The following is a 25,459-nucleotide window of genomic DNA, read 5'->3' as shown; positions in this document are numbered from 1 at the left end:
CGCGGGCCTGGCCCGCGCCCTGACTTATTGATATTGCCGGCGGTACTCACTCGGCGACATGCCGAAACGCTGCTTGAAAGCGGTCGAGAAATGGCTGTGATCGGCAAACCCCCAGTCGAGGCCGACTCCAGCCAGCTTTTCCTGCCCGGCGGCACTGCGCAGCGCCTGCGCGCACAGATCCAGCCGGCGATTTCTGATGTACTGCGCCACCACCAGCCCCTGGCGGGCGAACAGCCGATACAGGCTGCGCAGCGACACCCCCAACTCGGCCGCCACCCATTCCGGGCGCAGCTGCGCCGACTGAATATGCCTGTCGATCAACGCCAGCGCCTTGTCGAAAACCGGCTGTTGCCCCTCCGGGCGCGCCTGTTCGAGCGCCAGCGCCGGGCGCAGCAGCGCCGCCAGCGCATTCAGCACCGCTTCGCTTTCCGCCGCGGCGAGCTGAGGATCCTGCATGCTGCTCAGCACCAGTTGGCGGCTGAGGCGCACCGCGCTGAGCTCTGCTCCGAGACGCTGGGCACAAGGCGGCGGCACCGGCAGGCAGCCGCGCGGCAACAGCAGTGAGATTTGGCGTGAATCGCTCTGGAAGGTGAAGCTGCTGGGCCGTGAGGCGTCGATCAGCGTGATGTCGCCGGGAGAGAGCACCGTCTGGCTCTCGCCCTGCTCCATCAACGCGCTGCCGCGCAGCTGGAAGACGGTAAAAAAGTGCGCGCCGTCGCTGCGGGCGATCTCGCGCGGCGTGCGGTACAGCCGGGCCTGAGACACGTCGACCACGCTCAGGCGCAGCGCATGGGCGCGGAATTCCTGCATCGCCCCGCTGAAGCCCGGCCCCAGCGTTTTCGCGCAGAATCGGCCGCAGGCGGTGTTGATTTTCCCCAGCCACTCTTCGAAGCCGACGTCCCGGAGCGTTGCCAATGCCGTCATGATCTCTCCCTTCAAACAGCAGCGGTGCTGCGCCGTTGAACAGAAAAACACCATAACAATCCGTTAACACACAATCAATGGCGAGCGGGGGATTTGGCGCCGCGATCACAGTTCACCCGGCGCCCGTCATCAATCCGCCACGAAACCGTCATCTCATCGTCACAGGCCTCGCCAAAGATACAGACTGCTCCCCTTTCACTTTGACACCCTGGACATGATCCGATGAAATCGTTGCAGAAATCCGTTTTAGCGCTGTGTTTGTTTACCACCAGCGCCCTGACCGCGTTCCACGCGCAGGCGGCAGAGGAAGCCCAACCGTTCACCACCGCGCAGCAGGTGGATCTGACCCACATCCTGCCGCCACCGCCGGCCAACGACTCGGCGCAGACCCAGCGCGAACTGCGGGAAGTGCTCGACATGCAGCAGAAACGCACGCCGGAAATGGCCAGCCAGGCCAAGGCGGATGCGGAAGAGAACGTCTGGGTGTACAGCAACGTGATGGGGCCGAAGTTCAACGCCAAAGCGTTGCCGGCCGTGAGCGCCTTCTTCGATCGCATCGTCGCCACCGAAGCGGCGGTGGTCGATCCGGCGAAAGATTTCTGGAAGCGCCCGCGCCCGCATATGCTCGACAGCCGCATCGAGCCGATCGTCAAGCGCTCCAGCTCCGGCTCCTGGCCTTCCGGCCACACCACGCTGGGCACGCTGATGGGCATCACCCTGGCCAACATGGTGCCGGAAAAGCGCGCCGCCATCATGACGCGCGCCTGGCAATACGGTGACAACCGAGTGGTGGCAGGGATCCACTACCCTTCCGATATCGAGATGGGCCGCATCGCCGGCAGCGTGATCAGCCAGCAGCTTTCACAGCAGCAGGATTTCCAGCAGCAGTACCGGCAAGCGCGCGACGAGCTGCGTCTGGCGCTGGATTTGCCTGCGGAAAAATAGACCCGGCGGCTAACACCGGGCCCTGACGGCCCGGTTTACGGCTGCTTGTCCAACAGGTAACGCACCACCGCCGCGTACTCTTTGGCGTAGCCTTCGACGCTGGTGCTGGCCATGCCGGCATTGTCTATCTTGTATTTGCCTGCCACGTAGAACGATGGGGTGCCGCGCACCTCGAACGCTTTCACCGCTTCGTTCTGCTTGGCGATCAATCCTTTGACCAGCAGGCTGTGACGCGCGTTTTCATAGGTAGCGGCATCGATGCCGGCCGCCGTGAACACCCGCTGAATATCTTCGGCACCGTTGACGGCGCGCTGTTTCTGCACCGCGTCGAACATCGCCCCTTCAATCTTGTCTTCCACGCCCAGCACCGTCGCCACCGCCCAGGCTTCGGTCAGCTCATTGCCCAGTTTACCCATCAGGCTGACGTGATATTTGGTGACTTTCTCACCGGCGGGCAACGCCTGCGCCACAGTACTGCCTACGCGGTAGGTATCGGCGAACTGATAGCAAGGGCCGCAGTAGAAGGAGAAGAACTCCACCACCGCCGGCGCGGCGGCCACCGGCTTATCCAGCCGGGTGTATTGCTCGCCCGCACGGTAATCCGCGGCCTGAACCGCGGGCAACGCCAACATCAATACGACGGCGGCGGCGAACGAACGCTTAACTTTTGCCAACATAAACACTCCTGGTTTCGATTATGAACATCGTCCTTAGCGGCGGTTTTTATAATCAAATAACCGGCAGAAGGCCAGTTTTTATTACCTTCTGTTTATGTGGGATTCAGTCAGCGCCCTTCGTAGCCGTCCCAATAGGCACCTACCGCTTCCTGCGACAGCACCTGGCGGCGCTTAGGATTGTCGGAGCCGCTGTAGGCACGATTGATGAAAATGGTCTTGTGTTCCATGTTCTGCTGGAATTCCGGGCTGGCCAGATAGTCGGCCTTTTTCTGCGCCTCGCTGCGCGCTAAGCCCGCCGCGCGATCCTTTTTCCCCTGCTGGTAGAACTGTTCGAACATCGGCACGGCGTTTTTAATGCTGCCGTTCACATCGGTGCGGAATTGCGGATCGAAGTCATCGCGCGTTTGATAAACGTAATGCTTGGCATGCAGCTCCGCGCTGCTGAGGTGGTGGGTGCAGGCGCTGAGCGCCAACAGCGGCAACAACAGCGCCGCGCTTTTCAGTTTTTTCATGTCGTCTGTCCCTGTCAGTGAGGAAGGTCCTTTAGCGCCAAGAGCATAGCGCCGGCCCCCGGTGAACGTCAAACGACAAAAAATCGCATCATATTGTTTTATATTAATATTATATACATTGATTGGTATTCATTGCCTGAAACACTATGCTTTAACAGAACAGGGTAAACACTCACCGACAGCGAGGCGGCCAATGAAACCGATCGACAAAAACGTGGGGGAGTACGACCTCACGGCGGAAAAAAAAGCGGGCATGATCACCGGCACTATCCGCGGTGAACTGCCGGACAGCGACGCCAACCTGCCGCTGGTGCCCTTCTCCGGCACCTTCGCCGGCCCGAGCGTGGCCGACGCCATCGCCGATATCCAGCAACAGTTCCCCGACATCGAACCGGCGATTATCGACGACTTGCGCGAGGAACTGCTGAAGGCCGGTTTCTAAACCGGATCGCGGTGCCGTACGAACGGGCTGTAGACCGGCGCGCCGGGCTTCAGCGCCAGATCGGCGTCAAAATCGTCATTGCGGTTGAACGGTACCGCCGGCCAGGCGGCAAGATCGCTTAAGCCTTCCCGATACGCCTGCGTCACCTGCGCCAAAGCGGCGTTCTGCGCCCGCCGCTCCTCGCCCGCCAACCCGCCGCGCACGCCATAGACCAGGAACGGCTCCAGCACGCTAAAGCCGATATAGTGCAGCGCATGCATGATCGGCCACAGCATCAACCGCATATCGCCGTCACGCCCGTCCGGCGCACAGGCCTGAGCGGAAGCGCCGGCGGTAACGGTCAGCAGCGCTCGTTTGCCGCGCATCACGCCGTTCTCATGGCGGTGGCGGCTGTCGTACACCCCGCCGTAAACGAACACCCGATCCATCCAGCCTTTGAGGATGGCCGGTGCGCCGAACCACCAGAAAGGGAACTGCAGCACCAGCGTATCCGCCCAGCGCAGCAGCTCGATATGCCGCCGAATCTCCGCCGGCAGCGCCTGGATCGTCCAGTGATGGCGCTGCTCCTGCATCGCATCGAACCTGTCCGCCTGCTTTCTGCTGGGGTAATGGCCGGCGCCTTCGCGCGGATCAAACCCCTCCTGATACAGATCGACCGTCTTCACCTGGTGCCCCTGCGCCAGCCAGGCCTGCCGCGCCTGTTCGGCCAAATGGGCATTGAAAGAATGTGGCTCGGGGTGAGCCAGCACAATCAGCACGTTCATCCTGTTTCTCCCGCGGTAAGGTGGTGCTGCTATGCTGTGGCTTTATCGCATCCTTGGCAATTACGCACCTGAAGGTAACCCCCCATGGCCTATCCCGGCGACGTCTATTCGAGTAAATGCTCCGCGCGCGATGCGCTGGCGCTGATTTCCGGCAAGTGGGTGATGCTGATCCTGCCCGCGCTGGCGCAGCGGCCGATGCGCAACGGCGAGCTGCTGCGCCGCATCGACGGCATTTCACAGAAGGTGCTGACGCAAACGCTGCGCCAGCTGGAACGCAACGGGCTGCTCGAACGGCTGGATTTAAGTGAAAAGAATCAGGCGCATGTGGAATACCGGCTCAGCGCCGTCGCCTGCTCGCTGGTCGAGACGCTGACGGCGCTGGACCGATGGGCGGAATACCATTTCCCCGAGTTGGACGCCGCCCGCGAGCGCTATGATGCCGACCGCAAGCGCGCGGCCGATTAAAGCGGTTTGGCCCGCAGCGTCTCGCCGCTGCGCACGAAGTTGCCCGCCCCCAGATGATGAATCGTATGCAGATCCGCATTGGCGGCGGTGAAGTTCCAGCGCCCCTGCTGGAACACCCGCTCGTCCGCCGCCGCGCTCAGCACCTCGCCGAAGCAGGTGTCGTATTTTTCCTGCGCGCCGCTTTCCGGCAATAAGCGGCACTCCAGCCACGCCACGCAGCCCTGTTCGATCAGCGGCACCTGCAGGGTGGCGCTCGGCGCGGCAGCGATGTGGAAGCGGGCGAACTTGTCGTCATCCAGCCCGGACACACTACCGACCGCGTAGGTGGCGTCGATGAACATGGCCGCCGGCACGCAAATGCCGAATACGCCGCTCTCCTCGATCATTTGCCGGCTGTGCGCCCCTTTGTCCACCACGATGGCAATGCGCGGCGGGCTGAACTCCACCGGCATCGACCAGGCGGCAGCCATCACGTTGCGTTTGGCGCCGTCGCGGCTGCGGCTGGTGATCAATACCGTCGGGCCGTGGTTCAGCAGGCGGCTGGCGTGTTCGAGGGCGACAGGGCGAAAGTGGCTCATCGGGAAATCCTTGCGAGTGAGTGATTGCCCAGCAGTGTAGATCTGCGCTGCGGCGGCAGGCAACGCGGGGCGCACAGAATGCGCAGCTGAGGCGCTTGTTCCCCGTCGCGCCATCCGTTATCTATAGTTAAATCAATTCGCCGCTAACGGCTCCCCCCACCTGAGGATCTTGCCTTGACGTTTTCAAAACACCCTATCGCCGCGCTGGCGCTGGCAAGCGCCGGCCTGCTGTCGGCGGGCAGCGCGCTGGCCGCTTCCGATGCGCTGGTGTACTGCACCGTCGCCTCGCCGGAATCGTTCAACCCGCAGCTCTCCAGCTCCGGGCCGACCTTTATCGCCACCTCGCAGGTGCTGTACAACCGCTTGGTAACGCTGCGCGAAAGCGATAAAACCCCCGCCCCTTCGCTGGCCACCGAGTGGAGCGTCAGCCCGGACGGCAAGACCTACACCTTCACCCTGCGCCAGGGCGTAAAATTCAACAGCAACAAATATTTCACCCCAACGCGCGACTTCAACGCCGAAGATGTGGTGTTCACCGTGATGCGGCAGAAGGATCCCGCTAACCCGTATCACAAGGTCTCCGGCGGCAACTATGAATACTTCACCGACATGGGCCTGGATAAACTGATCGCCAAGGTGGAAGCGGTGGACGAGCATCACGTACGCTTCACGCTGAGCCAGCCCAACGCCGCCTTCGTCGCCGACTGGGCGATGGATTTCGCCTCGATCCTGTCCGCCGAATACGCTGACGCCATGCTGAAAAAGGGCACGCCGGAATACGTCGACAACTGGCCGATCGGCACCGGGCCGTTCGCGCTGCAGCAGTACAAGCAGGATTCGCTGATCCGCTACATCGCCAACCCGCACTACTGGCAGGGCGAAGTGGCCAGCAAGCATCTGATCTTCTCGATTACGCCGGATCCGCAAACCCGGCTGGCCAAGCTGAAGACCAACGAATGTCAGATCATCCCTGCGCCGCTGCCGGAACAGTTCGCCGCCATCAAGGCCGACGGCAACCTGCAGCTGCACGACATTACCGGGCTGAACGTCGGCTATCTGGCGTTCAACACCCAGAAAAAACCGTTCGACAACCTGCTGGTGCGCCAGGCGCTGAGCTATGCGGTGGACAAGAAAGCGATCGTCGCCGCAGTGTTCAAAGACAGCGGCACCCCGGCCAACTCGCTGCTGCCGCCGGGCATGCTGGGCTACAACGATAAACTGCCGGAGTACGCCTACGATCCGCAGAAGGCGCGCGAGCTGCTGAAGCAGGCCGGGCTGGAGCAGGGCTTTGAGACCGACATCTGGTCGATGCCGGTACAGCGCCCCTACAACCCGAACTCGAAGCGCATCGCCGAGATGATCCAGAGCGACTGGGCGAAGGTGGGCGTGAAAGCCAAGATCGTCACCTGGGAGTGGGGCCAGTATCTGGCCGGGCTGCGCAAAGGCGAACAGCAGAGCGCGCTGTACGGTTGGGTGTCGGACAACGGCGATCCGGACAACTTCGCCACCCTGCTCGGCTGCGCCGGGGTGCAGAGCGGCGCCAACGTGGCGCGCTGGTGCGATAAGGATTACGACAGCCTGATCCAGCAGGCGATTCAGGAGAATCAGCCGCAGGCGCGCGCCAAGCTGTATCAACAGGCGCAGGTGATCTTCGCCAAACAGGCGCCGTGGCTGCCGCTGGCCACCGGCAAAGTGTTCTACGCCACCCGCAGCAACCTGAGCGGCTACGTGGTGGACGTGAACGGCAGCGACTTCGCCAAGGCCAAATTGAACTGATCCCAGGCGCCGCGGCGAGAGCTGCGGCGCTACCCGCCTCATCGCTTAATAAGCTGCCAGCCTCTGAACCTACCGCGCATTAACTTCACAACTTACGATGCTAGCGCCCTCCCCTGCCGCCAGGCATTTAATCCACTAAGTTCATAGCTTAATAAGCGGCGTAATCCCTGGCATTTTGCTTAAACTGCACGTAGGCGCTTTCCTCGCCTGTAACATTTCGTTACCATCGGCACACAGACCCTTTAACATCAAAAGGTAACCCGGTGCAGAACACCTACATGCCGTGGCAAATTCGCCTGCACTGGCTGGTGGCGATCCTGCTGGTCATCACCTGCGTCACCATCGAGCTGCGCGGCTTTGCCGAACCGGGCAGCGCCCCCTGGTACGTGCTGGTTGTCACCCACTTCAGCTGCGGCGTAACGGTGTTTGCGCTGATGATCGCCCGCCTGTTCCTGCGCTGGCGCCACCCTTCGCCCGCTATCGTGCCCAAACCGCCGAAGTGGCAAACCGGCCTGGCGCACCTGACGCACACCCTGATTTACCTGCTGCTGCTAACGCTGCCGGTACTGGGGGTGTACTCGCGCTATCTGGGCGGCAAGGAGTGGTATCTGTTCGGCCTGCCGATGCCGTTCGCCGACGTGGCGGATCGGCCGCAGGCGCGGATGATTATCGGCTGGCACAAAACGCTGGCGTCGTTCGGCTACTGGCTGATCGGCCTGCATGCTGCCGCCGCGCTGTTCCACCACTATATCGTCAAGGACAATGCGCTGGTGCGCATGCTGCCACTGATGAAAAAGCGCTGACTACCCGGCTCCAGGGATGAATTTTCGGGCCACGCCCGCTGACAGGGAATGACATGCAAACCCAATTTTTTCATGTGACCGTCGAGCAATGCGCTAGCCAACAGACGGCGCCCGACAACCTGGTGAGGATCATCGCTTCCGGCCAGACGTTCTTTTTTTACCGTGACGACTTCAGCGACAGCGAAAATCTGCTGGCCAGGCTCGCCGCCGGCGATCGGGTGAAGATTGGCGCCCACCGCCTGCAAGACGGCAGCTATTGGCTGCACTGGCTGCTACACGGCACTAAAGGCCGGCTGGAGCCAGACAGAACGCTGAAATACAAGCTGAAATACTTCGCCCTGCTGGTGCTGGGCGCGGCGCTCACCGGCGGTTTCCCGGCGGCCTTTTTCATCATGGACCGAGAAGATTCCTGGCTGACCATCGCCCTGTTCTTTATCGCCATTATCGCCGGCCTTATCGGCATCGGCCTGGTGCTGTTCGTCGGTTCGGAGCTCCTGCTGATAGCGCACCGCGGCCGCAGGCGCCTGCTCAGGGCGCTGGATCGCGTGCTGCAGGGGCAAGACGTCACGCCGCCCGGCTCGCTCAGCCTGAAAATCCCCGGCATCAGATACCGGGCCATCCGTGCAGACGCAACGTCAGCGCCCACATCGCAACAAACCGAGTTTCCCCTCCCTGACGGCGTCGAGGCCTCCGGCATCGAGACGGTCAACGCCCTGAGCTACGAACTCCGCGACTATAAGCTCCCGCGGCAGGTGCAGTATTTGGACACTTATGCGTGGCGCCAGAAGGAGACGCACTTCGCGTTGACGACCCGCGCGCTCAACGTCCCCAATACCAAACTGCATCCGGTATTTCGTCGGCAACATCCGCTTTTCATCGCCAAAGGCGATCCGCTGCAGGTGCTGTATTGCGAAAACGACACCGTCCCCGAGTTGCCGACGGTGCGTGGGATCATCAATCACCGCGACCGCCAAACCTATCTCATCGGCAGCAGCCGCTACTTCACCGAAGCCGGCCTTAACCTGAGCACGCGCGTCGTCTTCATCCTCGGCGCGATCATGATGTGTTTGATGCTCGGCATGATCGTGTGGGATAACGCCGATACCCCAGCGGGCTTTTACCTGGATGCCTGGACCCTGAAGCGCCTCGGCAGTGAATTGCCGCCGATTCTGCTGCTGATGATGTTGATGGTCAGCGGCCTGGCGCTGTTGATCGAGGGCTTCGCCCAGATCTGCCGCCTCTACGCGTTTGACCAGCACCGCACGTTTAAGACGTTCAAATACCTGCGCAATCTGCGCCGCAGGCTATGGCGGCAGGAACAGGTGACGGAGCTGAAATGATGACGTTAGCGCTTTATAAAAGACCCCTTATTATCCTGATGCTGTTTTTGGCCAGCGCGCTGGGCGTCTATTTCCTCGCCCCTGAACAACGCTATGCACAGTGGCAATGGACCCAGAGCGACGAAGCCTTGCCGACGATAGCCCGTTACGATCTCATCCACAGCTACCCGGCGCAGGACGGTGCTCTGCTGCTCATCAGCAAAAGGAGTGAACGCGGGGCCTACAATAGCTTTTACGGCTGGGCGGCCAGCTACCTGAGCCAGGTGTTATTCACCGGCCCGAAGGGGTTGCAGATGCTGGGGCAACTCGACGAATCGATCTACGATGCGGTTTGCGTCGAGCAGGAGTGCGCGCTTTTTCTGTCCAAGGGGCGCCGGCTGGTCGATGTGCAACGGGGCACCCTCGGGGCGCTGATCCCCTGGCCGGAGGGCGACGACAACCAGCCTTCCTTTATCGGCGGCAAACTGGTGGCGCTGCCGGGGCAACACGCGCTGTATTTCATCAGCACCGAAGGCGTATTCTACAGCCCGGACTTTGGCGCCCATTGGCGGCAAACGCTGGATCTGCCGGCGCAGCTGGACGCGCGGCAGCTGCTGGGCTTTGAGCGCGGCGAGGAGGACTCACCGACGGTTAACGCCGCCGGAAAGCGCAAATCCATGCCCGAGATCTTTACCGCCGTTGATGGCGAACGCGTGCTGTTCTGGATGAACCCGGTGCTCGGCTCCGGCGCCTTGCACATCGCCGTTAACGGCAAAACCGGCGAGGTGGCCGAACTGCATTGGCTAACGGTACGCGTGAAGGAAAGCGCCCAGGCCCCGGATGGCGGCATCTACCTGATCGCGCAAACGCTGGACAGAGGGCTGTATCAGCTCCTGCGTTATCAATCTAGCGGGCAGCTGACGGTGCTGTTGGAAAACGGCGATAAATCGCTGTATCAGCTGTGGGCGGGCAACGACAAGCTGGTCGCCCAAACGGATAACGGCGATGCGCGCCTTTCGCTGATTTTCGATCTGCGCTCATCCGACGTGCGCTACCGGCAGCCGTTGGAGTACCGCTACAACGGGCGCGACGACGCACGTCAGACCGTGATCGAACCGGAAAGCCACTATGGCGATGACGGGGAGACCCCGCCACTGCCCTACTTCGTCCGCTATCGTTCCACCACGCCGTGAACATAAGGAACTTGCCATGCTGTTAGGTTATGGCGCCGGCGCCGCAGGATTGCTGGCGCTGTTGTTGGCCCTGCTGCTCACCGGTATCCTGCTCACCTGGTGGGGCCGGCGCTACATCGCCGCCCGCTGCGGCCGCCCGCGACCGCCGCTCTCCTGGGGCGGCTATCTGCTGGCCTCGGCGCTAGCGGTCTACCCGGTGGCGTGCGCGCTGATGCTGATCGGCATGGCCATCCAGGACATCAAGAGCCAGCGGGCGGAAGAACGCTGGAATCAACGCAGCTACCTGACGCTCGACGAGGCAAAACCGTTTGGTGAAATCACGCTGCCGAAGGGAAGCTGGGTAAATCGGCAGGAGCCACGCCTGCCCGGCACCGAAGACAGCCCTATCACGATGGACGGCGTGACCGCCGTGCGTTTTCCTCAGCCACAGAGCGTGGCCGGCGTGCCGATCATCGCCTTTGAGGTTTTACCGCCGGTGATGGAGCTGGCGAGCGCGCACACCTTTACCCGCCCGAGCGGCCAAAGGGTGCGCTGCGAAGCCGGTTGGCTGGTCACCTTCTTGTTGCCGCCGGATCGGCCAGCTCCGCAATGGGAGGAGTGGCAGGCCGGGCTGCCTGCGGCAGCGTTTCGGCCCAGCAGTTGGGCCTTTAGGGAGTGCTTCTCCGGCAGCCCGATCGCCGTACTGACCTTGCACAACGGCGAAGTCAGGGTGCTGCCTTAAGCCTTACGCCGTGGCGTTGGGCAAGCGCACGGTCACGCGGTTATTGGCCGTGGGCAGCTGCAGCGGCGCTTCCTGCCAGCTCACCGCGATAACCAAGACCGGCGGCGCCGCTACGCGCGGCGCACGCCCGTCGGGCCCCACGCCGTAGGCATCCCATTCAATCACGAACACGCCGCCGTCTTGCGGCTCGACCCGCTCGACGAAAAAAGTGGTGTCCGAACCGCGCCCGCCCGCCGGTTTGTGCGCGTGAGAGAGCAGGCTGAACCACTCGCCGGCGAAGTACAGATGGTACAGACCATCGACAATATGCTCGCCGTGGAACTGGCAGCCGCCGACGCTCAAGCCGTCACCCGCCGGGGATTCCGCCACGCGTTCGAGATCGCGCACAAAACGATCCGTCGGCCGGTTATCCAGCAACAGCTCATAAGGGGGCGCGTGCAGCAACGCGGCCGGATCGTCCGCCTGGCGCAGATCCGCCGGCAACATCGAGCGCGCCGCCAGCGCCCGCCCACTGGGTAAGGCGATCGCCAGACGATCCGCCGGATCCTCAGTCCACTGAGGCACCCACAGACCGCGCAGCTGACGCAGCGGCGTAGCCTCCGCCTGCCGACACCTCGCCCGCAGCCGCGCCAGCGCTTCAGCGGAACCGGCGGCCAATGCCGCCTGCTCCCGATCAGTCAATGCAGGCAGCGCGTACATCATCCGGGCGGCAGGCTCGTACACCGTCAGCCCCTCACCCTCGCGGCTGCGGGTCGGGATCAGGCGCAGCTTGCCATCGTCCACGTCCTGCGCCGCCGCACAGGCGCCATGCACAATCGCCCCGTCACGCAGCAGCAGCGTCCAAAAATTGGGGCCACCCATGCCCAGCTCCCCCACGCCGCCAATCCGCCGATCGCTGTCGCCGGCGTGCGCCATCTCAATCGGCTGCGAGCGCCAGTCGGTCTTGCGCCATTCTGCCGCCTCTGCTGGGTCTTGCGCGCTTTTAGCGGCGTACTTCGCCCATTGCAGCACGGCAAACAGCGCGATGCACAGCACGCCGAAAACCGGGTGATCCTGCCAAATCAACAACCAACCGACGATCAAAAGGGCCCAGGCGGCCATGGCGATATCCTTTTCCACGAGAAAACCGCCTGATTCTAGCTCAGGCGGTTAGCGGGGTTGAAAAATATCGCCATCAGGCCAGGCGCTATTTGCCCTTGGCCTGGAACAGCTGGTTCACCAAGGTCGTCGCCGGCATATCCAGCGCCCCGTACAGTTCACCGGCTTTGGCATCGCCATTATCCCCCAGCCACTCTACTCCCACCGTACCGTAATCCGTCGGGATCACTCCGGCCTGAATCAGCCGAGCCATCCCCGCTTCATGCTTGGACTGGTTGAAAGTGCCGGAGGCATCGATCACCACATAGGTGTCGTACCCCGCCGCTTTGGCGGTGATCGCCGGGAACCCGGCACACACTTCCAACGATACGCCGGCGATCACGATCTTTTTGCGGCCGGTGGCCTCGACCGCTTTGCGCACGTTTGCGTCGTCCCAGGCGTTGACGCTGTGGCGATCGATAATTTTCACACCCGGCAACGCAGCCTTGAGCTCCGGAATGATCGGCCCGAACGGACCGTTGGCACCGGTCGACGTCACGACCACCGGGATCCCCATCACCTGGGCCGCTTTGGCGAGCGCCACGACGTTATGCTTCAGCGTCGCGCTGTCCATATCACGCACGCCGGTGATCAGGCCGATCTGATGGTCAACCAACAACAGTACCGAGTTGTTGCGATCCAACAGCTGCAAAGGGCCAGACGCCTGCTGCGTCTGAGTATGTGGCTGCGGCGCAGCCGGCGCGGCGAAGGCCGGCTGCGCCGCCCCGGCCATCGCAATGGCCAAGGCCAACGTGCGGTAAAGGGTTTTCATGATGTTTATCCTCATTTCAACAATGGTGTGCCTGCAGGATAAAACCGCATCAATGAGGGTTAAATAGGCGACAATAGAAGCTATCATTGCAAAAATGATCACAATGAGGTGCGCGATGTCTGTTTTTCCGCTCGATCTCAACGCCATGTATTTTTTCACCCAGGTCGTTGAGCACAAAGGATTTACCGCTGCCGGCAAAGCGCTGGGCATCCCCACCTCTCGCCTGAGTCGCCAGGTGGCGCAATTGGAACGCCAACTCAACCTGCGGTTGCTGCAAAGAACCTCGCGGCGTCTCCAACTCACCGACGTCGGCCACGAGGTCTATCAGCACTGCGTCGCAATGATGCAGCAAGCGCATCAGGCCCAGCAGGCGGCCTTGCGCACGCTGGCGGAACCGAACGGTACCGTACGCTTCAGCGTGTCACCGCTGCTGGCAGACGAAGTGATCGCATCTATTTTGCCGACGTTCATGACGCGCTTCCCCCGAGTGAACGTGGAAACGCACGTCACTGCCCGACGGGTAGATCTGTTGGAAGAAGGGCTGGACTTCACCCTCCGCGGACTTGGCATCGCCAACGAGGCCGCAGGGCTCATTCAACGGCGGCTCGGCACCGCCAAATGGCTGCTGGCCGCCAGCCCGGCATGGCTGGCGCGACACGGCGCCCCCGCAACGCCACAGCAGCTGAGCGATATGCCCTGCCTGCTTTACCCGCCACAGCAAGGCGCGCCGGGTTGGCGGCTCTACGGGCCGGAAAACGCCGTGATTAACGTGCCCTTCTCGCCCCGGTTAAGCAGCGATAATTTGCAGGTCATCCTGCATGCCGCCCTTGATGGACAAGGCATTTGCGGTATCCCCTACTACGCCTGCCGCCAGGCGCTCGCGCGCGGGGATTTACAAGAGGTGCTCAGCGGGTGGCATCCACAAAATGGCGAGCTGGTGCTGCTTTACCCATCACGGCGTGGTGTGCCACCGGCGGTAAAAGCGCTGATCGAATTCTTTTGCCAGGAAATACCGCCGCTGCTGGACGACCGCTAACCGCAGGTAAAGATGATTATTCCAAACAAAGTCAATAATAAGCCTGGCAATATATCCGGAATGCACCTGACGTTATTTATGTAACTGCACGGATCACATAAATAACGCTTCACAGAGTGATTCCAACGTAAAGAAATAACTCTCTGCATATCAATGAAATACTTACAACCAGATTAAAAAATGAAAGATGAATGCAGAAAAAAACCGCAATAATTTGTGTATATTCTAAACATTGACTATGTTTAGACATACTATTTATATGCAGATAAAAACGCCAAATAAAAAAGAGAAAGGCGTCTAGCAAAGTTAAATCAACCCCACCAGCCACGAGGGTAAAAACTATTTTATAGCAATATTCCGAGGGAATTTAATTTCCACGGAACGGTTAACCTTGGGTTTTATCAAGCCAATAGGCTACACACCGCAATTAATAACATTAATAGTATTCCGGAGAGCGACAATGAAAATCGTTACAGGCATTATCCTTACCTCTGTAGCCGCCTTCAGCGGCGCGGCTTACGCGGCCGATGCGCAGCCTACCACCGGCAGCGCGGCGGTGACGCTGGAACACGTGCACGCCGTGATGGAAAACGGCAGCCCGGCGCCACAGCACGACGCCGCCTGCAAAAAAGAACTTTCCATGCCGGAATCGAAATATATGGGCATGAAGGTTAAAACCGATTACACCATTAACAGCAGCACCATGATGATGTCGGCCAAATCGATGTTCCCATCACCGGATTCCATGAAGCCCATGGAGCTGACGGTCGATCTCTCCGCGTTGGGCCTGGCTGATGTGTATGCCTTCGGCGCCTTTAAACCGGCCGCACTGCCGCAGGCCTATATTTATTTCACCATCGACAAGGATTTTAAAAATCCGGTCAGTACCTTTATGATCATCAACCAAGGCAAGCAATATAACTGCGTAATCTCCAGCTCGAATAAAATGATGAGCAAAGAGATGCGCGGCAAGATGATGATGAAAAAACAGTAGCGGAATGAAAAGCGGCGCTCCCCTTAACAGGCAGCGCCGCCAGAAAACGCGTTAAATCAGACCAGGGTTGTATTTCTGGTTGAATTTCTCTTCCGACTGGAACAGATAAATAATGCCTTCGATAAAGCCGACAATCGCCGGGATCCCCGTCCAGCAGAACAGCAGGTAGAACAGCCCCCACCACTTCATGCCCAGGTAAACAATGAGCTTTCCAAACTGTGGGACGGGTATCACGACGCACATACCAAAGAGAACGTGTCAGGATACAGCAACAAGAAGTTCCGCAAGTACATCGATACTTACTGCGGCAATCCATCGAAATCATTTATAAAAAAAGCGACGCAAATAATAATCACATCTGGGAAGTAAAGGTGTGGGGAGACAATCAGGAAACACAAGAGTACTTGTATCTCCGCAAGGCGCTGGAAGACACCTACGAGAAATATCCCCCTCCCGCAAAGAGATAAATTAATCGTTGTCCTCTCTCCGGTTGGGGAGGGGATAACAAAGCTCTTGTCGCCGTATCTCCCCTTGTTTCCGAACACCCCAATAGAGTCCTCATTCTCACAGTTATGTATCATTCTCCTTATACTGATCTTCTCCGCAAACAACGTGTGCGGCCGTCGTTCGGTATCGGACTGAGCACAAACATGATAACGCAGGGATTTTACACAATGCAGAGTGTCTAATTACAGTGGGGTTGTGTCGAAAATAAAATACAAACTGGCCGTTGATGCGCTGACTGAAAAAGCTAAAGGAAGTGGGAATAGCCGCCTCGGCAAGGCGGCTGTGATATTCAGGGAATGATTAACTATCAGAAATGACCATTGCAATCTGCTGATAAGCCTTTATTTAGGCAAAAATCAACCATACTCCCCCAAGAAGGCCCACCGCCATTAGGATACATTACACTTGATGGCGTTCCTGGGGCCCAACATGTCCCGTTTGCATCGATATAAGTCCCGTTATCAACACCGCGTTGATCGACTACATTTGTGGATTCACGGTGACCATCAGTTACAAATCCGCCGCTTACTGATGCTAACATGTTACCTGTTAACTCTTTCATTAATAATTTCCTTATAAAAAATATTTTATTACTCACATCCATGCTTCAATACTGACGTGTATTCATCGTAAAATGAAACACGTCTTAATATATCACCTTTGAGTAAGGTGATTTTGTTTTTCTTGTATGGCAGAAAAAGAGTGTCCATTTCGCGATAAGATAACTTGATTAGGCCGCAAGCAGCATATAGCTTGGCTTCTGGAGTGGCTTTTTCATCTTTTGCCAACCTAATGAAAATGTCTTTTGAGTTATTCTTATTCAGAATGGCGTTATATGCCATTTCACCGTCACTTATTTTACCAGCAAAGCCATTCATTCCAAGCGAAAAAAAAGATGCCTTTTTCAGTATTTCATACTCTGTGTTTTCAGCTGCCTTCAGAAAAGAAGAGTGTAATATCAAGAATGGAATAAGAAGTTTTAAAATTCGCATAGTAAGTTCCATTACCCTCGAGTTCCCTTTATTCATTACCTTAGCACTATAAACAAATCGGGTTCAAGAGGCAATGTCGAAAATATCATGCAGAGATAGGGTAATGCCTTAGTTGAACAGAGGGAGCAGCGTATGAATCCCTCTAAGGCGATTTTTCTGCATAACATCGTCCTGTGAGAGGTACACTGGCACTGCAAATGTGGCATTCAGTTAACGTGAGCTGCAGGAGACGCTGGCTGAACATAGCTTGAATGCCGAACACTCCACGATAGAGTTTTATCCCGTATATTGCTCAATAATCTAGTGACACCAGCTCACCACAATGCTGGTGTTTAACGAATTGTTGACGGCATAATAGGGCAGGACTAAATTCCCCCTCTCTTTATAAGGAAGCAACAAGGTGTTTCGCCAGGAAGCGATCGATAATCAGAAAATGAAATGGCGTGGCCGGGCGCTCCTACTTCCTGGCATTCCCTTTTGGCTCACGGCAGGGCTCTGCCTGTTTTTTCTCATTGCTTTTCTCACCTTCGTGGTCGCCGGTACCTATACCCGGCGGATCAATGTGACCGGCGAGATCAGCACCTATCCCCGCGCGGCCAACGTTTACTCCACGGTTCAAGGGGTAGTGGTCAAACAATTTGTCACCGAAGGGCAGGTGATCACCGCCGGAGCGCCCATTTACCAGATTGACGTCAGCAAAAGCACACGTAGTGGTGTAGTCAGCGATAACCAGCAACGGGATATCGATGGCCAGTTGGCACGCATTGCGCAAATTATCAGCCGACTGGAAAGCAGCAAGCAGGCCACGCTCACTATGCTGGAAAAACAGAAGGCGCAATATACCGCCGCGTTCTCACGCTCAACCGACATCCTTCGGCGTGCTCAGGAAGGGATACGCATCATGAAGGAGAACATGGAGAACTACCGACACTATCAGACCAAGGGACTGATCAACAAGGATCAGCTCACCAACCAGGTGGCGCTGTATTACCAGCAGCAGAACAACTTGCTGGGCCTATCCGGCCAGAACGAACAGAATGCACTGCAGATCACCGCGCTGGAAAGCCAGATCCATACCCAGGCCGCCAACTTCGACAACCAGATCTACCAGATGGAGCTGCAGCGCTACGAGCTGCAGAAGGAGCGGCTCAACATCGATGCCGGTGGAGCGATCATCGTTCGTGCGCTGGCCGATGGCCGCATCGATTCTCTGAGCGTCACGGTTGGCCAGATGGTCAACGTGGGTGACAGTCTGCTGCAAGTGATCCCCCACGACATCGATCACTACGCCCTGGTGCTGTGGGTACCTAACGATGCCATCCCCTACATTGCTGCCGGTGACAAGGTCAATGTACGTTATGACGCCTTCCCGGCGGAAAAGTTCGGCCAGTTTGCCGGTACGGTGTCCGTCATCTCCAAAGCCCCGGCCTCACCGCAGGAAATGCTGACCTATCAGGGGGCGCCCAAAGCGGCGCTGACCGCCGCCGTGCCGTACTACAAGGTGATTGTCATTCCGGAAAAACAGGCCATTGCCTATGACGGTAAACGTCTGAGCCTGGAAAACGGCATGAAAGCGCAAAGCACCCTGTTTCTGGAAAAAAGGAGGATTTATCAATGGATGCTGTCGCCGTTCTACGACATGAAACACAGCGCGACGGGGCCGGTCAATGAGTAAGCCTGCATTCAAACAGCTGGTCAGCCAACTGGATCTGCGGCTACGTCACCGGGTTCCCATGGTGCACCAGACCGAGTCGTCGGAATGCGGGCTGGCCTGTCTGGCGATGATATGCGGTTACTACGGAAAAAACATCGACCTGATCGCGCTGCGCCAGCAGTTCAACCTGTCAACCCGCGGTGCAACACTGGTTGGACTGACCGGTATCGCCGAGCAACTAGGGTTGAGCACCCGTCCCCTGTCTCTGGATCTGGACGAACTCAACGCGCTGAAACTGCCCTGCATTCTGCACTGGGAATTCAACCATTTCGTGGTGCTGGTCAGCGTCAACGGTCACCGCGCGGTGCTGCATGATCCGGCGCGCGGACGCCGGGTCATAAGCCTGACGGAACTGTCGCACAGTTTCACCGGCGTAGCGCTTGAGGCCTGGCCCGGCAGCGAATTCACCGCCGACAGCATTCGCCACCGCATTCATCTTCGCACGCTGATTGGCAGCGTACACGGGCTCAAGGGGGCGCTCGGCAAAATCTTTTGCCTGTCTCTGGTGTTCGAAACCATCAACCTGGTGATGCCCATCGGCACGCAGCTGGTGATGGATCACGCTATTCCTGCCGGGGATCGCGGGTTACTGACGCTCATCTGCGTGGGGCTGATGCTGTTCATCCTGTTGCGAGCTGCCATTGGCATGGTGCGCGCCTGGTCCGGACTGGTCATGTCGACGCTCATCAACGTGCAGTGGCAATCCGGTCTGTTTACCCACCTGTTGCGCCTGCCGCTCGGTTACTTTGAACGGCGTAAGCTGGGTGACATTCAGTCACGCTTCAGTTCACTGGATACGCTGCGCAGCACTTTCACCACCAGTATTGTCGGCGCCATCATGGACGGTATCATGGTGATTGGCGTGCTGGTGATGATGGTGCTATATGGTGGCTGGTTGACCTGGGTGGTGATCGCGTTCACCGCGCTTTATGTGCTGATGCGCCTGCTGACTTACGGGTATTATCGCCAGCTGTCCGAAGAGGCGCTGGTGAGAAATGCCCGCGCAGGTTCCTATTTTATGGAGACGCTGTACGGTATCGCCACCGTCAAGATGCAGGGCATGGCGGAACGCCGCATCGCTCACTGGCTAAATCTTGAAATCGACAGCATCAATACCGGTATCCGGATCACCCGGATGGACATGCTGTTTGGCGGGATCAACACCTTCGTGGCGGCCTGTGACCAGGTTGTTATTCTGTGGTTGGGAGCCAGTCTGGTTATTGATAATCAAATGACTATCGGCATGTTCGTCGCGTTCGGTGCTTTTCGGGGCCAGTTCTCCGATCGTATCGGGTCTCTGACGGCGTTTCTACTGCAGCTGCGCATGATGAGCCTTCATAACGAACGAATTGCCGATATTGCCCTGCATCCACGGGAAGATCGCAAGCCTGACCTCCCATATATCTCGGGAATGCAACCGATGGGGTTGTCTACCCATGCCCTGAGCTACCGGTACGACAGCCAGTCACCGGCGGTCTTTGATGCCTTGGACATCAACGTTGCACCGGGAGAAAGCGTGGCCATCGTGGGCCCGTCCGGGGCAGGCAAGACCACGCTGATGAAGGTGTTGTGCGGGCTGTTTCCTCCTGATTCAGGGAAGGTTGAGGTGAACGGCGTCGATATTCGGCAGCTCGGCATCAACAACTACCACAAGATGATCGCCTGCGTGATGCAGGACGACAAACTGTTCTCTGGCTCAATCCGGGAAAATATTTGCGGGTTCGTGGACGAGGTAGATGACGCCTGGATGGAAACCTGTGCTCGTGCCAGCTATCTGCATGAAGTGATCATGAAAATGCCTATGGGGTATGAAACCCTGATCGGCGAACTGGGGGAAGGATTATCCGGCGGACAGAAGCAACGCCTGTTTATTGCCCGGGCTATTTATAAGAAACCGGCGATTTTGTTCCTGGACGAGGCGACCAGTGCGCTGGACAAGGACAGTGAAGCGAAGGTGAATCAGGCGATTAAGGCACTCAGCATTACACGGGTGATTATTGCCCACCGCGAAACCACCATTGCCTCGGCCGATCGCGTCATCGTTCTGACCCACAAGGCGGATCAATGAATAAATCACGCTTTGCATTTACGCTGGCCTGTTTTGCGCTGGTTCTTCTCATGGTGGGCCTGACCTTTTACCCCTGGTTTCTGAGCGATAACGCCGCGTTTGTGCAAACAGGTCTGGTGTTACCCGTTCTATATCTCCTCGAGTTCGGCCTCATCGTCCCGTTATATGTGGCCTTTTTTAGCAAAGAGCATGGTATGGGCATGGGAAAAATTAACGGGCGGTTAATGATTGCGTTCACGGTATTCATTCTGCTGCTCCAATACCTAGGCGCCTATATTTTGGGGATTAGGAAAGCAGAAAGCTGGATGACCGAACAAGAAGCGGTAAGGGGGGGCGTATTTTGGGCGAACACCATCCTGTTGGTCTTTCTCGTTCCCATTTACGAGGAAATGGTATTCAGAGGGTGCCTTTTCAGTGGGTTGTTGCAGGTATTCAAAGGCAGTATCTATTGGTCTGCGCTCACGACGTCAGTTGTTTTTGCCATTCTGCATACTCAGTATTCGGATATACGCACGCTAGTGATCCTGACGCTGGTGTCACTACTTTTGATTGCTGCACGCATTTTATCGAGGGGAGTGGCTATGCCGGTATTGCTGCATATGCTGATGAATGGTTTCATCATGGCGACCAGCTATTACTTTTCATAGCGTCAGCATCGAAAACAAGGCCTCCACCCATCAGTCTTTCCTGAGTTTCAGCACATTTTTTTTCCACCATTCACTGGTCACAAAGACATAGCCTAGCGCTATAACGACAGAGTAGCACAGGTTTTTTATCACTAAAAGCCCTTTAAGTTCAGCGCTTTGAATAACATTGACCACGGTAAGACAAAATAGAAAAAGAAAAAAAACTCGGATAAATTTCTTCATAGCGAAATGAGCTCCTCCTTCGAGTGGCCGGGAGATATCCCCGGCCATCACCGCATTACCAGTGGCACTGTCCATTAACACTGTTTTTGTTGCTGTCACCGCCAAAGGCACCACGGTCGTTACCACCGTTGTTGCTGTGAGTGGCATTCCATGCGGCATCAAAACCGGCTCCGCCAAGAACACCACCGACAACGGTACCCACAATAGCGCCCAATGGTGCCCCCGGTCCAGTGAGCATCCCTCCGATAACGCCTCCGGTCGCCGCAGCTGCCGCTTGGGCTGCATCACGCCCAGAATCGTGACCACGATTGCTGCCACCATTGTTGTTGACTCGGCCGCCACCATCACGGTTATCCCCAAAATTTCCTGCACCAGAAACATGGTAGAGCATAGATGGATCAATAACTTTCATAAACAACTCCTTTTGATGATGAAACCACAGCGTGTAAAGTTATGTAAAGCGACTAATTATTAACCCACACAACGTGAGGTTTCAAGGAGAAATTGTTAGAAAATTTTAAGTTTTTCATTACTAGATCATCATTCGCAGGGCTGACTGCACTCCGGCGACGCCCGGTTAAAAATGACAGGGTAGCAATACTGACGTTATCCAGTACACCCTTTATGCATAGGATATTTGATCCGAGTATGTCTGTTTTCGCATCTGATGAGAAAAAGAACGAAAATGGCATAGCGGTTATATACTCCATATGCCACACATCTGCATACTAGACCTATGCCTTATAGGCCATGAAATCAGGAAGACATCATGCAAACTGTATCAATTTTTAAAATGACAATAACAATACCGCTAAAAATGGCAACCTGAGATATACATTGGCCAGTCTATTTTTGCCCACTTAAAATGACCGCTTAGACTTGTTCCGAAGTAACCTGTTGTGGCCGCTCTCTAATGTATTCCGTCAGCGAGCGCGCTATGATTTCCTATGCTTCACTCAGGATTCTGAACAGATAATGTCCGATAAGTCCTGCTCTTCAACCCACTGCCCCTGTGGCAAATCCGGTCAGCACCTTTATGATCATCAACCAAGGCAAGCAATATAACTGCGTAATCTCCAGCTCGAATAAAATGATGAGCAAAGAGATGCGCGGCAAGATGATGATGAAAAAACAGTAGCGGAATGAAAAGCGGCGCTCCCCTTAACAGGAAGCGCCGCCAGAAAACGCGTTAAATCAGACCAGGGTTGTATTTCTGGTTGAACTTCTCTTCCGATTGGAACAAATAAATAATGCCTTCGATAAAGCCGACAATCGCCGGGATCCCCGTCCAGCAGAACAGCAGGTAGAACAGCCCCCACCACTTCATGCCTAAGTAAAACTTGTGAATGCCCAACCCACCCAGGAAGATGGCCAGCAGGGCCGCCGCGAGCTTGTCTTTTCTGCTCATAGTGCACTTCTCCTAACTTCTCACCGAACCACCGGCATGTCCAAAAAACGGATGCCGCTCCACAGAGCGCCGCATCACAATGCTTGAGGAGAAAAACATTCATCCATCAAGACTCAACAGGGGTAATTATAACAGCGGATGATTAAACGGTTGTTTAACCGGCGAAAAGGTAAGCAAAGGGAATCTGAAGGAGAGGTGGTGCCGATAATAGGAGTCGAACCTACGACCTTCGCATTACGAATGCGCTGCTCTACCAACTGAGCTATATCGGCATCGAGCCGGGCCTGCGGGGCAAGCCGGAAGTGCGTTGAACAAGGTAGACCTGTGCACGAAATGAGTCAATAGCCGCCGGGGCGTTTGGTTGTTTTGCAAGCAGCCACACTGCCGCGCGTTGGCCCTTCCAAAAAAATCAGGACGCAGCACGCTGCGCCCTGACGTATTTACTACCGCAATCCGGCCTTAGCTGCGCACCAGATCGTCGCCGTAGCCGATCCACTTGTAGGTGGTCAGCGCGTCCAGGCCCATCGGGCCGCGGGCGTGCAGTTTCTGGGTGCTTACCGCCACTTCCGCGCCCAGGCCGAACTGGCCGCCGTCGGTGAAACGGGTGCTGGCGTTGACGTACACCGCCGAGGAGTCCACCGCGCGCACGAAGTGCTCGGCGCTGCTCAGCGAGCGGGTGAGGATCGCGTCGGAGTGGTTGGTGCCGTGGGTGCGGATGTGGTCGATGGCCTGATCGATATCGTCCACCAGCAGCACGTTCAGATCCAGCGACAGCCATTCGTCGTCGTAATCTTCCGCGTTCACCGGCACCACCGTCGCCGGGCCGCCCTGCAGCAGCGGCAGCGCGTTTTCCGCCGCGTGCAGCGTCACGCCCGCCGCCGCCATTTTGGCGCTCAGCGCCGGCAGGAACTCGGTGGCGATGCTGCGGTTCACCAGCAGCGTCTCCAGCGAGTTACAGGCGCTCGGGCGCTGGATCTTGGCGTTTTCAATCACCGTCAGCGCCTTGTCGAAATCGACGTCGGCATCCACGTAGGTATGGCACACGCCGATGCCGCCGGTGATTACCGGGATGGTCGATTGCTCGCGGCACAGCTTGTGCAGGCCGGCGCCGCCGCGCGGGATCAGCATGTCGACATAGCGATCCAGGCGCAGCAGTTCGTTCACCAGCGCACGATCCGGACTGTCGATCGCCTGCACCGCCGCCGCCGGCAGGCCGCACTGTTCCAGCGCCTGCTGGATCACTTTCACCGTCGCCTGGTTGGTATTGTGCGTCTCTTTACCGCCGCGCAGGATCACCGCGTTGCCGGTTTTCAGGCACAGGCTGGCGACGTCGATGGTGACGTTCGGCCGCGCCTCGTAAATCACGCCGATCACGCCGAGCGGCACCCGGCGGCGCTCCAGCTTCAGCCCGCTGTCCAGCAGGTTGCCGTCCAGCACGTGGCCGACCGGATCGTTCAGGCGGCACACCTGGCGCACGTCGTTGGCGATCGCCGCCAGCCGCGCCGGCGTCAACAGCAGGCGATCGAGCAGCGCTTCGCTCATGCCGGTGGCGCGCGCTTGCGCCATGTCTTGTTCGTTCGCCAGCAGGATCGCTTCGCTGCTGGCTTCCAGCCTGTCGGCCATCACCGACAGCACCTGATTCTTCTTCGCCGTGCTCAGCACCGCCAGCTGCCAGGAGGCCTGCTTGGCGGCCTTCCCCATCTGCTCCAGCATGCTCACTCCTTAACTGACAATCATATCGTCGCGGTGCACTGCCACCGGACCGTATTCATAACCGAGGATCTCGCTGATTTCCTGCGAGTGGTGCCCGGCGATCATGCGCATCGCGTCGCTGTTGTAGCGGCTGACGCCGTGCGCCAGATCGCGCCCCGCCAGGTTGCGGATGCGGATCACTTCGCCGCGCGAGAAGTCGCCCTTCACTTCGCGAATGCCCTTCGGCAACAGCGAGCTGCCGCGCGCCATCATTGCTTCCACCGCGCCATCGTCGACGGTGATCTCACCGGCCGGCGGCGCGCCGAAGATCCAACGCTTGCGGTTTTCCAGCGGGGTTTCCAGCGCGTGGAAACGGGTGCCCACCGGTTTGCCTTCGATCACGTCCGCCACCACGCCCGGCTTGCTGCCCGCGGCGATCACCACGTCGATGCCGGCGCGGCAGGCCACGTCGGCCGCCTGCAGCTTGGTGCCCATGCCGCCGGTGCCCAGGCCGGAGACGCTGTCGCCGGCGATGGCGCGCAGCGCGTCGTCGATGCCGTGCACTTCACGGATCAGTTCAGCCTGGGGGTTGTTACGCGGATCGGCGGTGTAGAGGCCCTGCTGATCGGTCAGCAGCAACAGTTTGTCGGCCCCGGCCAAGATGGCCGCCAGCGCCGACAGGTTATCGTTGTCGCCCACCTTGATTTCGGCGGTAGCGACGGCGTCGTTCTCATTGATTACCGGCACGATGCGGTTGTCCAGCAGCGCCGTCATGGTGTCGCGCGCGTTGAGGAAGCGCTCGCGGTCTTCCAGATCGGCGCGCGTCAGCAGCATCTGCCCGACGTGGATGCCGTAAATGGAGAACAGCTGTTCCCACAGCTGGATCAGCCGGCTCTGCCCCACCGCCGCCAGCAGCTGCTTGGAAGCGATAGTGGCGGGCAGCTCGGGGTAGCCCAGGTGTTCGCGCCCGGCGGCGATGGCGCCGGAGGTGACGATGACGATGCGGTGGCCCGCGGCGTGTTGCTGCGCGCACTGGCGCACCAATTCGACGATGTGGGCGCGGTTCAGACGCAGCGATCCGCCGGTCAACACGCTGGTGCCCAATTTCACAACCAATGTCTGGCTGCCGTTCATAGTATTTCTGCCGTGTG

27 protein-coding genes and 1 tRNA gene are annotated in these 25,459 nt (G+C 58.2%); 13 read left to right on the top strand and 15 right to left on the bottom strand.

What is annotated here, in order from left to right; translation table 11 throughout:
- Positions 1-24: 24 nt before the first annotated feature.
- The gene (gene feaR / locus EKL15_RS07440; RefSeq protein WP_197652318.1) at positions 25-924 is read right to left on the bottom strand and encodes a transcriptional regulator FeaR; all 900 of its coding nucleotides are present in this window, start codon (positions 922-924) and stop codon (positions 25-27) included.
- Between the two features lie 222 nt (positions 925-1,146).
- On the opposite strand from feaR, the gene EKL15_RS07435 reads away from it, so the two are divergent.
- Positions 1,147-1,869: a phosphatase PAP2 family protein gene (locus EKL15_RS07435; protein WP_049202307.1), complete on the top strand. Its 723-nt coding sequence runs from the start codon at positions 1,147-1,149 to the stop codon at positions 1,867-1,869.
- A 35-nt stretch (positions 1,870-1,904) separates the two neighbouring features.
- Here the strand turns inward: EKL15_RS07435 and EKL15_RS07430 are convergent, their stop codons facing one another.
- Together EKL15_RS07430 and EKL15_RS07425 are read right to left on the bottom strand one after the other, a co-directional pair.
- Positions 1,905-2,546 (bottom strand): DsbA family protein, encoded by a 642-nt coding sequence (locus EKL15_RS07430; RefSeq protein WP_110157349.1) that lies wholly within the window; start codon positions 2,544-2,546, stop codon positions 1,905-1,907.
- Positions 2,547-2,653: 107 nt separating this feature from the next.
- Positions 2,654-3,058 (bottom strand): Exc2 family lipoprotein, encoded by a 405-nt coding sequence (locus EKL15_RS07425; protein ID WP_100396249.1) that lies wholly within the window; start codon positions 3,056-3,058, stop codon positions 2,654-2,656.
- Positions 3,059-3,251: 193 nt separating this feature from the next.
- Between EKL15_RS07425 and EKL15_RS07420 the strand changes: the two genes are divergently transcribed.
- Positions 3,252-3,500 carry a hypothetical protein gene (locus EKL15_RS07420; RefSeq protein ID WP_038873128.1) on the top strand — a complete coding sequence of 83 codons (249 nt, stop codon included), beginning with the start codon at positions 3,252-3,254 and terminating at the stop codon, positions 3,498-3,500.
- Here the strand turns inward: EKL15_RS07420 and EKL15_RS07415 are convergent.
- The gene (locus tag EKL15_RS07415) at positions 3,497-4,264 is read right to left on the bottom strand and encodes an NAD(P)H-dependent oxidoreductase (protein ID WP_197794070.1); all 768 of its coding nucleotides are present in this window, start codon (positions 4,262-4,264) and stop codon (positions 3,497-3,499) included. The genes EKL15_RS07420 and EKL15_RS07415 overlap by 4 nt on opposite strands.
- Positions 4,265-4,348: 84 nt before the next feature.
- Here EKL15_RS07415 and EKL15_RS07410 point away from each other — a divergent pair, with 84 nt between their 5' ends.
- Positions 4,349-4,729 carry a helix-turn-helix domain-containing protein gene (locus EKL15_RS07410; protein ID WP_038873124.1) on the top strand — a complete coding sequence of 127 codons (381 nt, stop codon included), beginning with the start codon at positions 4,349-4,351 and terminating at the stop codon, positions 4,727-4,729.
- On the opposite strand, the gene EKL15_RS07405 is transcribed toward EKL15_RS07410, so the two are convergent.
- On the bottom strand, positions 4,726-5,307 hold the full coding sequence (locus EKL15_RS07405; protein WP_060423165.1) for a flavin reductase family protein: 582 nt from the start codon (positions 5,305-5,307) through the stop codon (positions 4,726-4,728). The two genes, EKL15_RS07410 and EKL15_RS07405, sit on opposite strands and share 4 nt — an antisense overlap.
- Before the next feature lie 174 nt (positions 5,308-5,481).
- Between EKL15_RS07405 and EKL15_RS07400 the strand changes: the two genes are divergently transcribed.
- The 5 genes from EKL15_RS07400 to EKL15_RS07380 all read left to right on the top strand — a co-directional run bounded on the left by EKL15_RS07400 (position 5,482) and on the right by EKL15_RS07380 (position 11,119).
- A complete protein-coding gene (locus EKL15_RS07400; protein WP_055312975.1) occupies positions 5,482-7,083 on the top strand; it encodes an ABC transporter substrate-binding protein in 1,602 nt (533 codons plus the stop codon).
- A gap of 278 nt (positions 7,084-7,361) precedes the next feature.
- Entirely contained in the window at positions 7,362-7,886 is a 525-nt protein-coding gene (cybB, locus tag EKL15_RS07395; protein WP_072265465.1) for a cytochrome b561, read from the top strand.
- 53 nt (positions 7,887-7,939) lie between these two features.
- Positions 7,940-9,226 carry a hypothetical protein gene (locus EKL15_RS07390; protein ID WP_180548146.1) on the top strand — a complete coding sequence of 429 codons (1,287 nt, stop codon included), beginning with the start codon at positions 7,940-7,942 and terminating at the stop codon, positions 9,224-9,226.
- Positions 9,223-10,398 (top strand): hypothetical protein, encoded by a 1,176-nt coding sequence (locus tag EKL15_RS07385; RefSeq protein WP_060423151.1) that lies wholly within the window; start codon positions 9,223-9,225, stop codon positions 10,396-10,398. The genes EKL15_RS07390 and EKL15_RS07385 overlap by 4 nt, the downstream gene beginning before the upstream one ends.
- Positions 10,399-10,414: 16 nt before the next feature.
- Entirely contained in the window at positions 10,415-11,119 is a 705-nt protein-coding gene (locus EKL15_RS07380) for a hypothetical protein (RefSeq protein ID WP_203089171.1), read from the top strand.
- A gap of 3 nt (positions 11,120-11,122) precedes the next feature.
- Here EKL15_RS07380 and EKL15_RS07375 read toward each other — a convergent pair whose 3' ends face one another.
- Positions 11,123-12,238, bottom strand: a complete 1,116-nt coding sequence (locus EKL15_RS07375) for a hypothetical protein (RefSeq protein WP_370592967.1) — start codon at positions 12,236-12,238, stop codon at positions 11,123-11,125.
- A 67-nt stretch (positions 12,239-12,305) separates the two neighbouring features.
- A complete protein-coding gene (locus EKL15_RS07370) occupies positions 12,306-13,028 on the bottom strand; it encodes an isochorismatase family protein (protein WP_087763250.1) in 723 nt (240 codons plus the stop codon).
- A 115-nt stretch (positions 13,029-13,143) separates the two neighbouring features.
- Between EKL15_RS07370 and EKL15_RS07365 the strand changes: the two genes are divergently transcribed.
- Positions 13,144-14,064: a LysR substrate-binding domain-containing protein gene (locus EKL15_RS07365; protein WP_100396254.1), complete on the top strand. Its 921-nt coding sequence runs from the start codon at positions 13,144-13,146 to the stop codon at positions 14,062-14,064.
- A gap of 460 nt (positions 14,065-14,524) precedes the next feature.
- Positions 14,525-15,058 (top strand): hypothetical protein, encoded by a 534-nt coding sequence (locus EKL15_RS07360; RefSeq protein ID WP_060423146.1) that lies wholly within the window; start codon positions 14,525-14,527, stop codon positions 15,056-15,058.
- Between the two features lie 51 nt (positions 15,059-15,109).
- On the opposite strand, the gene EKL15_RS07355 is transcribed toward EKL15_RS07360, so the two are convergent.
- The 3 genes from EKL15_RS07355 to mchS3 form a co-directional block, all read right to left on the bottom strand.
- On the bottom strand, positions 15,110-15,247 hold the full coding sequence (locus EKL15_RS07355) for a TM2 domain-containing protein (protein WP_164268409.1): 138 nt from the start codon (positions 15,245-15,247) through the stop codon (positions 15,110-15,112).
- 625 nt (positions 15,248-15,872) lie between these two features.
- A complete protein-coding gene (locus tag EKL15_RS07350; protein WP_204275850.1) occupies positions 15,873-16,127 on the bottom strand; it encodes a hypothetical protein in 255 nt (84 codons plus the stop codon).
- A gap of 28 nt (positions 16,128-16,155) precedes the next feature.
- Complete coding sequence (mchS3, locus tag EKL15_RS07345; RefSeq protein ID WP_147824192.1) at positions 16,156-16,569, bottom strand: MchS3 family protein; 414 nt, start codon at positions 16,567-16,569, stop codon at positions 16,156-16,158.
- Positions 16,570-16,957: 388 nt separating this feature from the next.
- Here mchS3 and EKL15_RS07340 point away from each other — a divergent pair, with 388 nt between their 5' ends.
- Genes EKL15_RS07340 through EKL15_RS07330 form a run of 3 tightly spaced genes read left to right on the top strand, consistent with a single transcriptional unit; the run spans position 16,958 to position 20,986 of the window.
- Positions 16,958-18,232: an HlyD family secretion protein gene (locus tag EKL15_RS07340; RefSeq protein WP_084827850.1), complete on the top strand. Its 1,275-nt coding sequence runs from the start codon at positions 16,958-16,960 to the stop codon at positions 18,230-18,232.
- The gene (locus tag EKL15_RS07335) at positions 18,225-20,339 is read left to right on the top strand and encodes a peptidase domain-containing ABC transporter (protein WP_087763247.1); all 2,115 of its coding nucleotides are present in this window, start codon (positions 18,225-18,227) and stop codon (positions 20,337-20,339) included. The genes EKL15_RS07340 and EKL15_RS07335 overlap by 8 nt, the downstream gene beginning before the upstream one ends.
- Positions 20,336-20,986 carry a CPBP family intramembrane glutamic endopeptidase gene (locus EKL15_RS07330; protein WP_084827849.1) on the top strand — a complete coding sequence of 217 codons (651 nt, stop codon included), beginning with the start codon at positions 20,336-20,338 and terminating at the stop codon, positions 20,984-20,986. Before EKL15_RS07335 ends, EKL15_RS07330 begins: the two co-directional genes overlap by 4 nt.
- Before the next feature lie 30 nt (positions 20,987-21,016).
- Here EKL15_RS07330 and EKL15_RS07325 read toward each other — a convergent pair whose 3' ends face one another.
- The 5 genes from EKL15_RS07325 to proB form a co-directional block, all read right to left on the bottom strand.
- Positions 21,017-21,589: a hypothetical protein gene (locus tag EKL15_RS07325; RefSeq protein ID WP_147824191.1), complete on the bottom strand. Its 573-nt coding sequence runs from the start codon at positions 21,587-21,589 to the stop codon at positions 21,017-21,019.
- An 808-nt stretch (positions 21,590-22,397) separates the two neighbouring features.
- A complete protein-coding gene (locus EKL15_RS07320; RefSeq protein WP_015376761.1) occupies positions 22,398-22,616 on the bottom strand; it encodes a TM2 domain-containing protein in 219 nt (72 codons plus the stop codon).
- A gap of 196 nt (positions 22,617-22,812) precedes the next feature.
- Positions 22,813-22,888 (bottom strand) — tRNA-Thr (locus EKL15_RS07315).
- Positions 22,889-23,075: 187 nt separating this feature from the next.
- A complete protein-coding gene (gene proA / locus EKL15_RS07310) occupies positions 23,076-24,329 on the bottom strand; it encodes a glutamate-5-semialdehyde dehydrogenase (RefSeq protein ID WP_060440625.1) in 1,254 nt (417 codons plus the stop codon).
- A 9-nt stretch (positions 24,330-24,338) separates the two neighbouring features.
- Positions 24,339-25,442, bottom strand: a complete 1,104-nt coding sequence (gene proB / locus EKL15_RS07305) for a glutamate 5-kinase (RefSeq protein WP_015376738.1) — start codon at positions 25,440-25,442, stop codon at positions 24,339-24,341.
- Between the last annotated feature and the right edge of the window lie 17 nt (positions 25,443-25,459).

The sequence above is a fragment of the Serratia sp. 4542 genome (genome assembly GCF_016805595.1).
Taxonomy (GTDB): Bacteria; Pseudomonadota; Gammaproteobacteria; order Enterobacterales; family Enterobacteriaceae; genus Serratia; species Serratia nevei.
The sequence above is the reverse complement of the archived record's forward strand: the minus strand, read 5'-3'. Positions and strand labels throughout refer to the sequence as shown.

Excerpts from the sequence above, each read along its gene's own strand:
- feaR (WP_197652318.1), bottom strand. The coding sequence starts at position 924 with ATGACGGCATTGGCAACGCTCCGGGACGTCGGCTTCGAAGAGTGGCTG.
- EKL15_RS07435 (WP_049202307.1), top strand. The coding sequence starts at position 1,147 with ATGAAATCGTTGCAGAAATCCGTTTTAGCGCTGTGTTTGTTTACCACC.
- EKL15_RS07430 (WP_110157349.1), bottom strand. The coding sequence starts at position 2,546 with ATGTTGGCAAAAGTTAAGCGTTCGTTCGCCGCCGCCGTCGTATTGATG.
- EKL15_RS07425 (WP_100396249.1), bottom strand. The coding sequence starts at position 3,058 with ATGAAAAAACTGAAAAGCGCGGCGCTGTTGTTGCCGCTGTTGGCGCTC.
- EKL15_RS07420 (WP_038873128.1), top strand. The coding sequence starts at position 3,252 with ATGAAACCGATCGACAAAAACGTGGGGGAGTACGACCTCACGGCGGAA.
- EKL15_RS07415 (WP_197794070.1), bottom strand. The coding sequence starts at position 4,264 with ATGAACGTGCTGATTGTGCTGGCTCACCCCGAGCCACATTCTTTCAAT.
- EKL15_RS07410 (WP_038873124.1), top strand. The coding sequence starts at position 4,349 with ATGGCCTATCCCGGCGACGTCTATTCGAGTAAATGCTCCGCGCGCGAT.
- EKL15_RS07405 (WP_060423165.1), bottom strand. The coding sequence starts at position 5,307 with ATGAGCCACTTTCGCCCTGTCGCCCTCGAACACGCCAGCCGCCTGCTG.
- cybB (WP_072265465.1), top strand. The coding sequence starts at position 7,362 with ATGCCGTGGCAAATTCGCCTGCACTGGCTGGTGGCGATCCTGCTGGTC.
- EKL15_RS07390 (WP_180548146.1), top strand. The coding sequence starts at position 7,940 with ATGCAAACCCAATTTTTTCATGTGACCGTCGAGCAATGCGCTAGCCAA.
- EKL15_RS07385 (WP_060423151.1), top strand. The coding sequence starts at position 9,223 with ATGATGACGTTAGCGCTTTATAAAAGACCCCTTATTATCCTGATGCTG.
- EKL15_RS07380 (WP_203089171.1), top strand. The coding sequence starts at position 10,415 with ATGCTGTTAGGTTATGGCGCCGGCGCCGCAGGATTGCTGGCGCTGTTG.
- EKL15_RS07370 (WP_087763250.1), bottom strand. The coding sequence starts at position 13,028 with ATGAAAACCCTTTACCGCACGTTGGCCTTGGCCATTGCGATGGCCGGG.
- EKL15_RS07365 (WP_100396254.1), top strand. The coding sequence starts at position 13,144 with ATGTCTGTTTTTCCGCTCGATCTCAACGCCATGTATTTTTTCACCCAG.
- EKL15_RS07360 (WP_060423146.1), top strand. The coding sequence starts at position 14,525 with ATGAAAATCGTTACAGGCATTATCCTTACCTCTGTAGCCGCCTTCAGC.
- EKL15_RS07355 (WP_164268409.1), bottom strand. The coding sequence starts at position 15,247 with ATGAAGTGGTGGGGGCTGTTCTACCTGCTGTTCTGCTGGACGGGGATC.
- EKL15_RS07350 (WP_204275850.1), bottom strand. The coding sequence starts at position 16,127 with ATGAAAGAGTTAACAGGTAACATGTTAGCATCAGTAAGCGGCGGATTT.
- mchS3 (WP_147824192.1), bottom strand. The coding sequence starts at position 16,569 with ATGGAACTTACTATGCGAATTTTAAAACTTCTTATTCCATTCTTGATA.
- EKL15_RS07335 (WP_087763247.1), top strand. The coding sequence starts at position 18,225 with ATGAGTAAGCCTGCATTCAAACAGCTGGTCAGCCAACTGGATCTGCGG.
- EKL15_RS07330 (WP_084827849.1), top strand. The coding sequence starts at position 20,336 with ATGAATAAATCACGCTTTGCATTTACGCTGGCCTGTTTTGCGCTGGTT.
- EKL15_RS07325 (WP_147824191.1), bottom strand. The coding sequence starts at position 21,589 with ATGTTTCTGGTGCAGGAAATTTTGGGGATAACCGTGATGGTGGCGGCC.
- EKL15_RS07320 (WP_015376761.1), bottom strand. The coding sequence starts at position 22,616 with ATGAGCAGAAAAGACAAGCTCGCGGCGGCCCTGCTGGCCATCTTCCTG.
- proA (WP_060440625.1), bottom strand. The coding sequence starts at position 24,329 with ATGCTGGAGCAGATGGGGAAGGCCGCCAAGCAGGCCTCCTGGCAGCTG.
- proB (WP_015376738.1), bottom strand. The coding sequence starts at position 25,442 with ATGAACGGCAGCCAGACATTGGTTGTGAAATTGGGCACCAGCGTGTTG.